Annotated in this window: 10 protein-coding genes; 3 read left to right on the top strand and 7 right to left on the bottom strand. The window is 53.6% G+C overall.

Translation table 11 applies throughout. From position 1 onward, the window contains the following. Positions 1-68: 68 nt before the first annotated feature. Together msrB and ggt are read right to left on the bottom strand one after the other, a co-directional pair. Positions 69-530 carry a peptide-methionine (R)-S-oxide reductase MsrB gene (msrB, locus tag JTN23_RS10985; protein WP_247234859.1) on the bottom strand — a complete coding sequence of 154 codons (462 nt, stop codon included), beginning with the start codon at positions 528-530 and terminating at the stop codon, positions 69-71. A 10-nt stretch (positions 531-540) separates the two neighbouring features. Then, a complete protein-coding gene (gene ggt, locus JTN23_RS10980; protein ID WP_247234857.1) occupies positions 541-2,232 on the bottom strand; it encodes a gamma-glutamyltransferase in 1,692 nt (563 codons plus the stop codon). Positions 2,233-2,455: 223 nt separating this feature from the next. Here ggt and JTN23_RS10975 point away from each other — a divergent pair, with 223 nt between their 5' ends. Beyond that, a complete protein-coding gene (locus tag JTN23_RS10975) occupies positions 2,456-3,460 on the top strand; it encodes an amidoligase family protein (protein WP_247234855.1) in 1,005 nt (334 codons plus the stop codon). Further along, entirely contained in the window at positions 3,448-4,365 is a 918-nt protein-coding gene (locus JTN23_RS10970) for a gamma-glutamyl-gamma-aminobutyrate hydrolase family protein (protein ID WP_247234852.1), read from the top strand. Before JTN23_RS10975 ends, JTN23_RS10970 begins: the two co-directional genes overlap by 13 nt. 19 nt (positions 4,366-4,384) lie before the next feature. On the opposite strand, the gene JTN23_RS10965 is transcribed toward JTN23_RS10970, so the two are convergent. Beyond that, positions 4,385-5,089 carry an alpha/beta hydrolase gene (locus tag JTN23_RS10965; protein ID WP_247234850.1) on the bottom strand — a complete coding sequence of 235 codons (705 nt, stop codon included), beginning with the start codon at positions 5,087-5,089 and terminating at the stop codon, positions 4,385-4,387. Positions 5,090-5,292: 203 nt separating this feature from the next. Between JTN23_RS10965 and JTN23_RS10960 the strand changes: the two genes are divergently transcribed. Next, positions 5,293-6,858, top strand: a complete 1,566-nt coding sequence (locus tag JTN23_RS10960; protein WP_247234848.1) for a protein adenylyltransferase SelO — start codon at positions 5,293-5,295, stop codon at positions 6,856-6,858. A gap of 88 nt (positions 6,859-6,946) precedes the next feature. Here the strand turns inward: JTN23_RS10960 and JTN23_RS10955 are convergent, their stop codons facing one another. The 4 genes from JTN23_RS10955 to JTN23_RS10940 all read right to left on the bottom strand — a co-directional run bounded on the left by JTN23_RS10955 (position 6,947) and on the right by JTN23_RS10940 (position 13,807). Next, positions 6,947-11,041, bottom strand: coding sequence for a glycosyl hydrolase (locus JTN23_RS10955; protein WP_247234846.1), 4,095 nt, complete (start codon positions 11,039-11,041; stop codon positions 6,947-6,949). 75 nt (positions 11,042-11,116) lie between these two features. Next, a complete protein-coding gene (locus tag JTN23_RS10950) occupies positions 11,117-11,992 on the bottom strand; it encodes an alpha/beta hydrolase (protein WP_247234844.1) in 876 nt (291 codons plus the stop codon). A 184-nt stretch (positions 11,993-12,176) separates the two neighbouring features. Beyond that, positions 12,177-12,488 carry an AtuA-related protein gene (locus JTN23_RS10945; protein ID WP_247234842.1) on the bottom strand — a complete coding sequence of 104 codons (312 nt, stop codon included), beginning with the start codon at positions 12,486-12,488 and terminating at the stop codon, positions 12,177-12,179. After that, positions 12,485-13,807 carry an acyclic terpene utilization AtuA family protein gene (locus tag JTN23_RS10940; RefSeq protein WP_247234840.1) on the bottom strand — a complete coding sequence of 441 codons (1,323 nt, stop codon included), beginning with the start codon at positions 13,805-13,807 and terminating at the stop codon, positions 12,485-12,487. The genes JTN23_RS10945 and JTN23_RS10940 overlap by 4 nt, the downstream gene beginning before the upstream one ends. Positions 13,808-14,068 lie beyond the last annotated feature (261 nt).

Raw genomic sequence — 14,068 nt, 5'->3', positions numbered from 1 at the left:
ATAGCATTGGTCATGGTTACTGTTACTAAAATCCGGATCCGTTCTAATGCTACTTATCATATATACGCTTAATCTTCCACTCCTCCCTCACCTATCAGCACCAGGCTTACCGAATTGATGCAGTAGCGCAATCCGCCCGGTTCAGGCCCATCTGGAAATACATGCCCCAGGTGACAGCCGCACCTATTGCAGAGGGCCTCTATCCGCTCCATGCGATGGCTGAAGTCGTAGGCATACCTGATGGCTCCCCGGGTGATGGGTTGGGTAAAACTGGGCCAGCCTGAGATGGCGTGGTACTTAGTAGTAGCGTCAAAGAGTGGCTGACCGCAGCCGGCGCAGGCGTACCGCCCCGGATCGTAGGTGCGGCAGTAGGCATTGCGGTAGGGCGGCTCGGTACCCTTCTCGCGCATGACCTGGTACTGGGTAGGCGTGAGCTGCTGCTTCCACTCCTCCTCCGACTTCTCTACCCGATAAGTAGGCTCCATAGTAGCGTACCTGGCGTACTTGATAACATCGATCCAGTGTAGCATAGGCATCCTTTCAAAAACCAGCCGAAGCGTCATCACCCCTCGGGTCGGCTCCACCTTCCAGACGGCCGTCCGGCCGTACCAGTATACCGGCCGCCCGACCAATGCCACCGCTCACTTTGGGGGCTATCTTATGCCCCATCAGCCACAGGCGTATTCCCGTACCAAACCCCAGCGCTCCCCACTCCGACAGGACCCAGTCGGGCCTCCACTGGTGGTGAAAACGTCCCGCATTGACGGCTCCCTGCATGGGCATACCATGGGCTATTACGTTGAGGATAATCTGGTATACAGTCGTAATGATGGTAGAGCCTCCCATACTGCCTACTACCATATAGAGCTTTCCGTTCTTTTCGAGTATGGTAGGCGTCATTGAGCTGAGCATACGCTTGCCGGGAGCAATGGCATTGGCCTCACCCCCTACTAATCTATATGAATTAGGCGCTCCGGGCTTAACGCTGAAGTCATCCATCTCGTTGTTGAGCAGAAATCCTGCCCCCGCCACGAACACCTTGGCGCCAAAGCTACTGTTGAGCGTAGTCGTCACGGATACCGCATTGCCCTGGGAGTCTACTATGGAGTAGTGGGTAGTGTTGGGGCTCTCGGCAGGAGCCGGTGTACCCGCCGATACCTCATCACTATCGGTAGCTCTACCGGGGGAAAATCCCACCATCTGGCGCTTGATATAGGCTGTATCCAGCAGCCCCTCCACGGGTACCTTGTAGAAGTCTGGATCCCCCAGGTGCACAGCCCGGTCGGCATATACGCGTCTTTCGGCTTCGATCATCAGGTGAGTGGTTTTGGCAGTTTTATACTCCCACTCTCCCAGCGGATAGTCAGCAGAAATGGTCAGTAGCTGCACCAGCGCAATACCACCACTGGAAGGAGGTGGCATGGAGATCACCCGGTATTCCCCAACATTGGCTACAATGGGCTTCCGCCAGACGGAGTGGTAGGCGGCCAGATCCTGATGGGTAATCAGGCCACCGCCACGCTTCATCTCAGCTACGATACTATCGGCCACCAGTCCTTCGTAGAAACCGGCCCGGCCCCGGTCCCTGATCTGGGTAAGGACCAGGGCCAGGGATTTCATCCTGATGGTGTCTCCTTCCTTCCAGCGGTTTTTGAGTATGAATTCAGGACGGCGGGTATTGTATTTCAGAAAGTCTTTGCGCTCCTCGTTCAGCTTTTTTGCCTCTTTTTTGGTGAGCGGAAAGCCCTTTGCTGCCAGCTGTACTGCCGGCTGTACCAGTTCAGCCCAGGGCATACTGCCGTACTTCTGGTGGGCCACTACCATGCCATCTACGGTTCCCGGTACTCCTGCCGCCAGGTGCCCTTTCAGGCTCAATTCCTTTATTACCTCCCCCTTCTCGTCAAGGTACATATCGCGATGGGCGGCAGCGGGTGCTTTCTCCCGATAGTCTAGGGCAGCCGTACTTCCGTCCTTCTGCCTCAGTACCAGAAATCCCCCACCTCCGATATTACCGGCGTCGGGATATACGACCGCCAGCGCAAACTGTACGGCCACGGCGGCATCTACGGCATTACCTCCCCTTTTCAATATCTCGGTGCCTACCGCCGAGGCCAGCGGATGTGCCGATACCACCATAGCCCGTTCCGTAACGAGTCCGGTTTCCCGGATGCTCCGGTTAGAGCAGCCCAGCAACCAGATACTTATAAATAGCAGCGATACTCTTCTAATCATTCAGTCTTTATTTTGGTTAACAAAAATCCCCCTGCTTCAGTGAGTAGTTCTCACCTGATTCCCTTCACCGGCACAGGCTTCAGGTATTGTTTTTTGAATACAGTCGGATGGAAGAAATCAGGCCGTACGTCGGTACGGAGAGGAAGCTGGGCGATTAGCACATTACTACCTGAACCGCTTCGAAAAGTAAATGTTTACACAACCCATTCTAAAAAATAGATCTATGCAGTTTAAGCAACCTCCCTTGTTGTATAACGAAAGAGGAGAAACACGAACAGCTGGTTTTGAGCTGGAATTTTCCAATGTGGGGATTGAGGAGGCCGTACAAATTATCAGAGAACTTTACGGAGGAGAAATCGAGATAGAGGGACGATTCAGACATAAAGTACTTAACACCTCCATCGGTGATTTTACCGTAGAATTTGATTCGGTACTTCTGACCGAGAAACGCTACAAGACCATATTTGATACCCTTAACATTCATCCGGAAGAAGTAAACCTGGGTACATATACCCTCGAAGAAGGAGTAGAGACCGTTCTGGAGGGCATAGTAGGTAAGCTGCTTCCCTATGAGATAGCCTGCCCTCCGGTACCTTTTACGGAACTGGACAAGGTCGAAAAGCTCAGGATCGAATTGTATAAGCACCGGGCAGAAGGTACCCAGGCCTTTCCGACCAATGCTTTTGGTACCCATATCAATGTAGAGGTACCTGACACCAAACCAGAAACACTACTTAACTATATACGGGCCGTGATCCTGCTGCATCCCTGGCTGCTGGAGGCCGGACAAACGGACCTGGCCCGGAAGATTAGTCCGTTTATAGTACCCTATCCGGCCAAATACGCCGAACTGATACTGGCTCCCGGTTATGAGCCCGATCTGGATGAGCTCATTAATGATTACCACCGGTACAATCCTGACCGCAACCGGCCTCTGGATATGTATCCGGTATTTGCACATATCAATCCTGACTTACTGAACCAGTTTGATGATCTGGGTAAGGTGAAGCCCCGCCGTACATTTCACTACCGGCTTCCCAATAGCTCTATTTCACTGCCAGACTGGTCACTGGCTCAGGAGTGGAATCTGTGGGTACTTATTGAAGAGGTGGCTACCGATACACAACGACTCGCCGAAATGAGTCAGGAATACAGGTACCTGAAAGAACATACCCTGATCGGTTTTGATGGTAAGTGGATCAAACGTACTGAACAATGGCTATCCTGAAGAAGAAGTTCAAAATCAATCGTGACCGCCCCACCATCGGGATTACCGGCCCCGACCGGGGTGGTGGTTCCGCCTGGTTTTTTACGGCCCTGGGGGTATGGCTGGCGGGTGGCAAACCGGTTCGTATCACCCCCTCCAACCCCAGAACGGCCGATGGTCTGCAGGGGCTGATCATTGGTGGTGGGGCCGACGTGGATCCCAGTACCTACGAACAGGACCACGTGATAGACCAGTATCTGCAAAGAACCCTGCGGCAGCCCCGCCTGAACCCCTTTCAGAAGCTGGGCCGCTTTGCCACACAGCTGTACTACCCGGCCCTGTTCTTTATCCGAAAGGTATTCAGCCGCAAACTAGTGTTCGGTCTGGACCGTGACCGCGATCATCTGGAATTCCAACTGATCGATCAGGCCGTCAAAAAGGATCTGCCGGTGCTGGGTATATGCCGCGGTTCGCAATTGATGAACGTGTACTTCGGAGGTACCCTTTACAAAAGCATTAATACTTTTTATACCGAAGAGCCCAATCCGGCCAGTATTTTCCCGGTGAAGAATGTATTCATAAAGGCAGGGAGCAAGCTGGAACGTGTACTTCGGGCCGATCAGCTTGAAGTGAATGCGCTACATAACCAGGCCGTGAAAGACCCGGGCGATACCATTGATATAGTAGCGCAGGAGGAAAACCAGGTCGTACAGGCCATCGAAAGTACCGACCATGCCTTCATGATCGGGGTGCAATGGCACCCCGAGTACCTGCCCCAAAGCAAATGGCACCGCCGGCTCTTCAAAGCTCTGGTACAGCACGCCCGTGAGGTGAGTCAGCAAATCGAAGACCGTGACATGGAAGAAGCTATTAACTGTCCCAAAGCAGAGGTATTGCAGGAAATGGAAGAGCAGTACAGGAGATAGACTAAGCTGAGTGATCAGCTTAGTCCAGTCCTCCTCGTATAAACCAGTGGATACTTCGCTCTGAGAGGTTATGGGGAATCTCATGCTTACCAGCAAATTCGATATAGCTCGTGTCGTAGCCCTGCCGCCTCAGCTGTGGTACCACCCGCCTGCTACAGGGATCAATGGGAAGTATGGGATCCTGAGTACCGTGCGAAATAAATATCGAAGGCTGGCCGACCTTTTCTTTGGTATGAACGAAACCGGGTGAAAAAGCAATGATGTGCGTAAACAGATCACCATTGGTCAGGCCCAGACTCAGGGAGTAAGAGGCTCCATCGGAGAAGCCACCAATAGCCATGTGCTCGGGATTGATGGCATACCGTTCAAAAGCCAGATTCAGCGCCTGATCAATAAAAAGCACGTCCGGCCCAAAGGTATTGAATGATATAATATCCCAAGTTGAAGACCGTGAGGCCGGTGCTATCAGCAGGATGTTATTGTCGTCGGCATAGCTTCTCAGGTACGACAGCCCGTGTTCGGCAATGCCTCCAGCCCCGTGCAGCATGAGAGCCAGCGCAGCCGGGCGATCAGGACGATAGCCTTTAGGAACATAGACTAATCCATCCTTGTCCCCATCCAGATCAAGAGGCTGTACTCCCGCTGTCCAGGTATCTTTAGTAGTAGATTGAGGCGGTCTGGCCGTAAGACGCCCCGTAGTATAAGTATCCCGATTGGTGATCATAGATTCTCCTTTCTCTGATTACAGTTATTCATATACCTTCCATAATTCTGATGCCAGCCCCTTACACGGCTCCTTCCTTTTGGGCAGGTCATCGCGTATATTCCTTTGGCACTAAATCTTTATAGTAGAATTGTTGTTAAATAAATAGTAGGTACGGTACCTGATGATAGGTATTGTACCCCAGAAATTTAAATGATAAACTGATGCAGAATCTGGTTTCACATACATACAAAAAACAATTTGTAGAAGAGTTCCCCGGTGATGAAAGCGGCAACCTCCGCCCCCGGCAAACGCCTGGTGTGCTATACAGCAAGGCGGTACCTACGCCCGTTAGTAATCCCAAACTACTAGCCTGGTCGGATGAACTGGCTCAGGAGCTGGGCGTAGAAAAGCCTACCACCGATGAAGAAGTAGCCGTACTCGCCGGTAATCTTGTCACCCCCACTATGTACTCCTATGCCGCCTGCTACGCCGGGCACCAGTTTGGTAACTGGGCCGGTCAGTTGGGCGACGGTAGGGCTATTACACTGGGCGAGTGGGTAGCTCCTATTGGTACCTCCTATGAACTTCAGCTAAAAGGTGCCGGACCTACCCCCTATTCACGCCGGGCCGATGGCCGGGCGGTGCTGCGGTCGTCGGTGCGGGAGTACCTTATGAGCGAGGCCATGCACTACCTGGGCGTACCTACTACCCGGGCGCTGAGTCTGGTCAGTACAGGTGATCAGGTACTACGAGATATGTTCTATAACGGCAATGCAGCCATGGAGCCGGGAGCCATCGTGATGCGCGTAGCGCCGAGCTTCCTGCGCTTCGGTAACTTCGAGATGCTGGCCTCCCGCCAGGAGGACGAAAACCTGCAAAAGCTGGTTGACTGGACCATCAGCCGCTACTACCCACACATCCAGGGCGAAGGTATTGAGCGCGTCACCGCCTGGTTCAGAGAAGTAGTGGAGCGCACTGCTGGCCTGATGGTGGAGTGGCTACGGGTGGGCTTTGTACACGGGGTGATGAACACCGATAATATGTCCATCCTGGGACTGACTATTGACTACGGTCCGTACTCGTTCCTGGACGACTACGATCCTAACTTTACGCCCAATACCACCGACCTGCCGGGCCGCCGTTACGCCTTTGGTCGCCAGCATAGCATTGCCTACTGGAACTTGGGTTGTCTGGCCAGTGCCATTGCGCCGCTGTATCAGGAGAATACTCAGCCCTTACAGGAAGTTCTGGATGGGTACCGTGACCTGTTCTACGGCAAGTTCTACGTCATGATGGCGAACAAGCTGGGACTGGATGAGCTTCGGGAAGAGGATAAAGAGCTGATCGGTGAGGTAGAGAAAGTACTGACTACCCTCAAGCCCGATATGGCGATTTTCTTCCAGCTACTTATGGATCTCACAGCGGTAGAATCGGAGCAGCAGGTAGTGGAGCATTTCAGGGAGAGCTACTACCGTGAGCCCAAGGCTACTGACCGGGAGCTGCTGTTCAACACCCTAAAAGCATACTGGGAGCGGATAGAGGCTAATTCCTGTACGCGAGAGGAGTCGCAGGAATTGATGAGAAAGAGCAATCCACGCTTCATCCTCCGCAACTACCTGCTCCATCAGGCTATCGAAGGGCTGGAAAAGGGCGATGATCAACTGTTTGTCAAATTACAGCAGGCGATGAAGGATCCCTACTCAAGGAACTTCGATGAGTTCTTCGCCAAGCGTCCCGACTGGGCTAGTCAGAAAGCGGGCTGCTCCATGCTGTCGTGCAGCTCGTAAGGGATAGAAATTTACGTAAATCAGAAAGGGCAGTGTATCAGGTTGATACTACTGCCCTTTCTGATTTATTCTGATAACTATGAATAATCTACGCCAACACCACCGGCTTCTCTACCACCGTGATCACCTGTACCGGACCTATCAGACCAGCCTCCAGCAGGGGCGAATCTTTGGTATAGTGCTTCCAGGTAGTAAAGGCTACGCGGCCGTTATTGGGCTTGGGTTTACCCTGCTTGTACCAGTCCGGCAGCTCCTGGATGGCTCCAATGGATAAGGCTCCAAAAGGCCCCGCTCCTCCCGATGAATATTTCACCGTGTCGGGCTGCTGCTCATCGCCGATCAGGCGGTTGGGCCACTGATTAGTTACTTTGATTTCTACGGTATTAGATCCGGCCCGTACCGCATCCGTTATATCCACCCGGTAAGGCCGCTTCCAGAGCGTCCCCAGATCCTTTCCGTTTACATTCACTTCGGCGATCACCTCTACCTGCCCCAGATCCATGAAGATCCGGCGCTTCTCATTCGCACCAGCTACTAGCGTACTGGCCGGTATTTCAAATTGCTTTGTATAAGTAGCCGTACCGGAGAAGTACTTCACTCCTGCCTGCTCGTGTTTATGGAGCGACTGCAGCTCGGGAAGCGTTATTTGCGCGGGAGCACCCAGATCCGGTGGGAAGGAGATTCGCCAAGGACCCGATAGCACCTGTGGCTTCGGTAGTGCCTTAATGTGAACGGAACTTCTCTGTCCGGTATGGGTCCGGAGTGTGTAGAGTCCGTCCTGCCAGAACAGCAGGGAAGGCCTGGCTCCACCACTGACCTGCACCACGGGCAACTCATTCCGAACGGGTGGTTGCTTAGCAGCCAGTTGCCTGAGTTCAGCCTCCCCCAAAGCGAATCTATTAAGTTCCGGCTCCGTCATATCGCCGTTGTAGTACGAAGCGCCTTCGGCCTGGAAAGCCAGTCCCATACCGGGCACTACGTTGTTTTCAGACTTTTTACCCTTCTCAATCAGGTGGCCGTTGACCCACACCGAAGGTACTCCCTCCGAATACACCACAGCTATGTGACTCCAGCCCGAAATAGAAGCCAGAGCGGCCAGCGTAAATACAGGCACACCCGACCCATTCTCCCAAACGGCCACACCGTTACGACCTACCGCCACACCGGCCGTGGCGTAGCCCTTGCCGTAGAGCTCCTCCCCCGCTGCCGGATAAACGGCATAGTAGTCGGTCCAGGGGTTGGGAATATTTTCCAGGAAGCCGCGGGGATTGAGCATGGCGTTAAACTCCGGCTTGGCCCAGAAGTGCATGGTAAACGTATTGGCCCGCTCATGGTAGAGTTGACGGGGCATGTGGGGGAACGGACTGGTACCCAGCGCCGGCACCTTATCGGTGTTGTGCTGCACTGCCTGCAGGTAGGTAGCCGGCGCCGGTGATCGAAACACCACGAAGGCTGAACCGTAGGGACCTAGCTGTACGGGTACACTAGTCTCCCCGGCTTTCTGCTCGAATACAGGTACTGTAGTTGTCTTTCCCGTATCGGCATCCCATAGTTCCGGCTGTCTTCCTGTTACCCGGAACGAACATACCAGGTCTTCCTGCGTTCGGCGTTGGTTGGCGATGAAGTACACATCCGCCTCCCCGATGCGGCGATGGATGTACGAAACTGGTGCATCACCGGAGAGCGACGAGTAGGTAAAGTCAGGCTTGAGGCCAACGGCATACAGTACCGCCTGAATAGGCTGCCCCCAGAATACTTTACCACTACCCACGCTATGCCCCTGTGCAGTAGTACCAGCGTCGGAGCCCCAAAGTTCATTGGTAATCTGCTCAAAGGCAGTTCGCTCCTCCTGTTTAGCTCCTTTCAAGCCCAGAATTGCCTCAGGCCTGGGCCCGTACAGTACCAGCCCCTGACCAACCATATCGCGTAACTTGCGCAGCAGACTTAGCTGCATACCCTGTTGGTTCTGGAGAATCAGGATGCGATAGCTCATGCCATCGGGCAGGGTAAGGCGCCCGTCCTTTACGCTACCCCGCCTCATGATGGTCTCCGTATTGATCACATCATAGTCAAATCCGGCCAGTGGCTTGGGATCTAACTCCTCCGGACTCACCTCAGTGTAGCCGTTCGGATGTTCGCCGGTATAGTAAGCCAGGTCCGCCACGAACAGCCCCTGCTGAAGTAGGCTTTGGCAGCGCGTCAGGTAGGTAAGCCAGGCCTTGCCCGGCTCCCACCAGGTATTGGTGCGATCGAAGTGGATACCCCAGGGGCCCATGGTCATACCGGGCTTGGCAGTTGGGTGCGGCTGGTGCGCAAAGCGGTGGAAGACGAAACGGTTGAGCCCTTCTGTCATTTTTTTATCTCCCAGGCCTTTGAGAGCAAAGGGGTACTCCTGCCAGCGAGCCGACTCAGGCTCACCGGTAAAGGATTCGGCTCCCACTACTTTCTGACCGTTGACGTGAGCAATGGAGGCCGATAGCTTCATGGTCCGGCGCATGGTCCAATTGTTCTGAAAAATGGCCGACAGGCTGTTCCAGAACTCTCCTACCATGGTATCAATACGGGAGCCTATCTGCATCTCCTCCATGGGCCCGCGGTCGTAGGGCTGCGTGTAGGAGATGATGTTATTCTTATGGCAGAGGTCCGTAAACTTACCGTAGTAGTTGTCGGCCATCAGGTCGGCCTGCGAGCGACGCAGGTCCCACAGGAAGCGGTTCGTCTGGTCTACACTACCTACGATACGTCCGGTCATAGCGGGCAGGTACTTGATGAGGTCATAGCCCATGCGCCGCTGAAATTCGGGCCGGAACTGGGGCGTCCAGTTCTGCATACCTACCTCGTAACTATCGATCAAGAGGCCTACCTTACCCTTGGCTCCCAGCGGGCGTAGCGTGGGCAGCAGGCTCTCCATCATTTTGTTGAAATGAAACTCAATGGCCTCCGCGCTGTACTTATCGCATTCCAGTCCTACGCCCGTATCAGGAGCAGAGCGGTTGAGGGTACCCATGGAGGTATAGCCTATACGCATGACCGTCCAGTCACCCGCGGGAGCCTTCCAGTTGAGTACCCCGTTCTTATCCATGTACTGCGTAACGTCTACAATGGATTCCGGCCGGATCACTGAGCCCGCTACCTCGGCACCATCACTCAACTTCTCCGTTACTCCACTACCCGTGAAGCGGTAGTTCGCCTTCTTCAGCCAATCGTCCAGACGAGCCGCGCCCGAAAAACGGATCTGCCGGTACTGCTTCTCATCCGGTGCCGACAGGCGGAAAAAGCGGGCCTTCGTAGCCGGTAGATCCGCCGCAAAAAAGGCTTCGCCGGTGGAGCGGAGTAGCTGCTGACCATTGGAAATGGTAGCAACCTTACTGTACTGAGTACCATTGTCAGAAGCCTCCAGCGTGATACCCCCTCCGGGGCCACCAAAGCCTCCTCCAGCCGCGACCGTTGCGATAAAGGACAGCGAGCGTACTTCGTAAGGTTCTTTAAACTCCAACAGTATAAAGCCTGGCTGATCACCTGAACCCTTGGGAACAGCTATGCCCTGCTGATCCAGGTTCGCCCATTGTTTCAGGTCAATGGCTCCTTTGCTGCTACTGGCACTCCTCAGTTGCGTAACCAGGTCCGCCCCGCCTTTCAGGGCCGGAAAAGCCAGCACGGCTATATCCCGGTAGAAGTTGAGGTTGGTAAAGGGCTGCGGCAGGCCCACTTTAGTTGTACTTCCTCCTTTCACCCCGGCTTCACTCCAGGTGATCTGCTGCATGGATAGCTCCGGCGTAATCCAGGGACCACCGCTCGACGACCAGCCGGGACAGTTGTGCATCGTAAACTCCAGTCCCAGGCGATCCGCCTCCCGAATGGCGTGCTTCTTCAGCTCCAGCCACTCGGGACTCAGGTACTTGATGGGACCTTCGGGAATACCGGTACCGGCATCAAAGTTCTGGAAGCCCCCGATTCCCACGCGTTGCATGGCCTCAAGGTCAAGGGTAATCCCTTCCTTGGTGACGTTGCCGTTCATCCAGTGCCACCAGGTATGCGGACGGGCCGACACGGGCGGATTGACAAAGCTTTCTTCCAGACTCAGGTTTGCTGTATGGCGTAGGGTCTGGAATATCCCGGCCGGAGTAACCAGGGTCAGCAAACCAGCGGCACTTGTATTTTTAAGAAACTGTCTTCTTTTCATAAATAGCTTTTAGCGATTAGCTGGTTAGGCGTTAGCTCTTTTTGCCTGCATCAGGTCAATAAAGTATATCAACTATTACTGTACCGCCACGCCGTTTGCTTTTAGTATTTTATTGAAGAACATCAGCTGGAAAGGCAGGGCGTTTTCCCAGTACTCCCAGGTATGGGCGCCGGGGCGCTCGATGTAGTCGTGGGGTACCCCGTTCGCCAACAGACGGGCGTGCAGGTCGCGGTTGGTATCGATCAGGAAGTCATCCACACCAATGTCCAGGATAAACGGCAGTCCGTTGGCTTTGAGCCGATCCACCAGGGTAACCATGGTATAGCCGGGGTACGGGTGCTCACCCGACTGGCGCTCGCCCAGCAGCTTCAGAAAATAATCGGCCCGGGATTTTGCAAACTCGGCAGGTACCCTCCAGGTCGCAGTGTTGATATTCATTACCCCACTCATACTTCCAGCCGCAGCGTACAGTTCAGGATGGCGGCTCGATAGGTACATAGCCCCGTGGCCTCCCATGGACAAACCGGCTATCAAACGGCCTTTTTTGTCTTTCACGGTACGGTAGCTTTTATCAACTCTTTCCACCAGCTCTTTGGTAATGAAGGTTTCAAACTGACTGGTCTTGACCAGTGGGCTATCAAAGTAGTAGCTGGTAGGGTCTCCGTCGGGCGTCACGATGATCAGGTTGTACTGATCGGCCATCCGGTGCAGCAGCGTCTTATCGGGTACCTTGGTGAGCCAGTCGCGGAAACCTCCGGTACCGCCGTGGAGCAGGTACAGCACCGGGTAGGGCTTACTGGCTCTTTGGTAGCTTTCGGGAAGTACCACGGCCGCTTTCAGCGTCCGGTTCATTTTCTGGCTTTGAATGTCGAGGGTATCTACTTTGGCCGCCATGGAGGTCAGCGAAAGGAGGCATCCGAATAGGAACAGGTAAGGGTTGATACGTTTCATGATCTTAAATAATAGATTAATGCCGCCCCGGAGGAGCACCTCCCGCTGGGGCTAAAAAGGTTGTACTTCTATTTTGCTACTAAAGTGCCGCCACTACGTGCTAAACAACAGGATGAGTGGAAATAAATTATGTTATAATTTGAATTCATTTAAAATGAAAGTCACCAAGCATAAAGCCTATTGCTTACGGCTCTACTTCCATTTCCAGCAAGGCATAGCTCAGGCTCTTACCATGGGTATCCATGGCCAGGGAGGTGGTTACACCACCCAGCAGGGCCTGCCTGCACACAAACTGCAGCGCGGGCAGGTTGGGTAGTTCATAACGCTCTACTTCGCCCGCTATAATGTCCTGCAGATGCGTCTTTACGGCTTCGGCTGTTACTTTTTCTTTAAGGAGTGGGTAATCCTCCTCCTTATACGGGATCAGGGACAATACCAACGTATTGCCTTTATCACCGGCCCGGCTGTGGGCTATTTCGTAGAGTTTCCTTTTCATACGTTTCGAATGGTTAGTGCCGGCTGTACCTGCTCCCTTGGCAGCAGCGTAGATACAATGCCTACTACTTCATGGACATATTTTCGGGCGCCTCCCCCTCCGGCTGGACCGTTGGTATACAGGGCCTCTACCTCCTCACCCACCAAAGCGGCCTCAGCAGCCGTAGCCGCTCTACCCGCTACGCGTAGCCGGATTTCGTACGGCTCCGGCCAGGTACCCAGTTGGGTCCGATGTACGGAGGTACTTCCTATATAGTCCACCCGCAGGTCAGCAAAGCGGTCCCTCAGTCGCTCCTCGATCACACTTCCGGCCAGTTGGGCACGTGCCAGTGCATTGGAACCCGCGTAGGATATTTCCCCTTCACCAATGTACCCGGCCCCATACCCGACGCTTACTTTTAATTCTTCGGGCTTCCCATATCCTCGTCCGCCGGTGGCCTCCACCTGGTCGGGGCCTGCTACCCGTAGCTTCACCCCAGTAAAATCAGCCACTACATCGGGGGTATAGTACTGGCTGGGGTCCATCACTTCGTACAGGAGTTGCTCCTTAGCCGTCTCCAGCCGGATAGCTCCGCCGGTACCCGCCACCTTTCCAAAAACCGCCCTGCCATCCTGACTCACATCCACGAACGGATGCCCCAGATTAGCCAGGTCAGGTATATCTTTCTTACCCGGATCGGCAAAGTAGCCACCCGTCAACTGACCGGCACACTCCATCAGGTGACCAATGACCGTGGCCTGACCTATCTGATCAAAATTATCCAGCGACCAGCCAAACTCATGCACCAGGGGCGCCACAAACAGGGAAGGATCGGCTACCCGACCCGTAATGATCACGTCGGCTCCCAACTCTAGGGCGGGTAGTATAGCGTCAGTACCCAGGTACGCATTGGCCGAAAGGAGTGGTCCCGAATCGGCCAATGGCTTACCCGTTTCTATGGCGGTCTCCTCACCCGTCAGCTGACTGAATACATCATCGCCGGTCACGGCCGCTACGGTCACGGACAGGTTGAGCCGATCGGCAATCTCACATACTTTATTAGCCGCGGCTACGGGATTAGCCGCCCCCATATTGGTAATGAGCCGGATGCCATTCTTTTTGAGTAACGGCAGCAGAGATTCCATTCGTCGCTCAAGAAGAGGATCATATCCCAGAGAGGCATCCTGCCTTTTTCGCTTTTGAGCCAGGGCAATAGTCCGCTCAGCCAGACATTCCAGTACCAGGTAATCCAGTTCCCCCTTTTCGGCAAGTATGACGGCCGGCTCCAGCCGGTCTCCCGAAAATCCGGCTCCACAACCAATTCTGACTTTATCTTTCATTTTAAGTTGTTAGCTGTTAGTTATTAGCTGTTAGCTCCATTGACAAATGATTCTTTATCTATGTGCAATAACTAACATTTTTAAAATTGAAACACTCAATTTCTTATCCCTCACTTACTCTACTCCTCCCTAACTCTTAAATACTTAAAGCTAATAGCTAACTGTACTGGTTACTAAGGTTATAGAATATTTGGTATAAAATTTATAGTTTATGTTGGTTATGAAACTCCATAAAAATGCTAGCCTTACTCTAAGGCAGCG

Origin of the sequence: Telluribacter roseus, assembly GCF_017355915.2 — a bacterium.
Taxonomy (GTDB): domain Bacteria; phylum Bacteroidota; class Bacteroidia; order Cytophagales; family Spirosomataceae; genus Telluribacter.
This window is presented reverse-complemented; position numbering and strand designations above follow the sequence as displayed.

Coding starts and splice junctions, on each gene's coding strand:
- msrB (WP_247234859.1), bottom strand. CDS start 530: ATGCTACACTGGATCGATGTTATCAAGTACGCCAGGTACGCTACTATG.
- ggt (WP_247234857.1), bottom strand. CDS start 2,232: ATGATTAGAAGAGTATCGCTGCTATTTATAAGTATCTGGTTGCTGGGC.
- JTN23_RS10975 (WP_247234855.1), top strand. CDS start 2,456: ATGCAGTTTAAGCAACCTCCCTTGTTGTATAACGAAAGAGGAGAAACA.
- JTN23_RS10970 (WP_247234852.1), top strand. CDS start 3,448: ATGGCTATCCTGAAGAAGAAGTTCAAAATCAATCGTGACCGCCCCACC.
- JTN23_RS10965 (WP_247234850.1), bottom strand. CDS start 5,089: ATGATCACCAATCGGGATACTTATACTACGGGGCGTCTTACGGCCAGA.
- JTN23_RS10960 (WP_247234848.1), top strand. CDS start 5,293: ATGCAGAATCTGGTTTCACATACATACAAAAAACAATTTGTAGAAGAG.
- JTN23_RS10955 (WP_247234846.1), bottom strand. CDS start 11,041: ATGAAAAGAAGACAGTTTCTTAAAAATACAAGTGCCGCTGGTTTGCTG.
- JTN23_RS10950 (WP_247234844.1), bottom strand. CDS start 11,992: ATGAAACGTATCAACCCTTACCTGTTCCTATTCGGATGCCTCCTTTCG.
- JTN23_RS10945 (WP_247234842.1), bottom strand. CDS start 12,488: ATGAAAAGGAAACTCTACGAAATAGCCCACAGCCGGGCCGGTGATAAA.
- JTN23_RS10940 (WP_247234840.1), bottom strand. CDS start 13,807: ATGAAAGATAAAGTCAGAATTGGTTGTGGAGCCGGATTTTCGGGAGAC.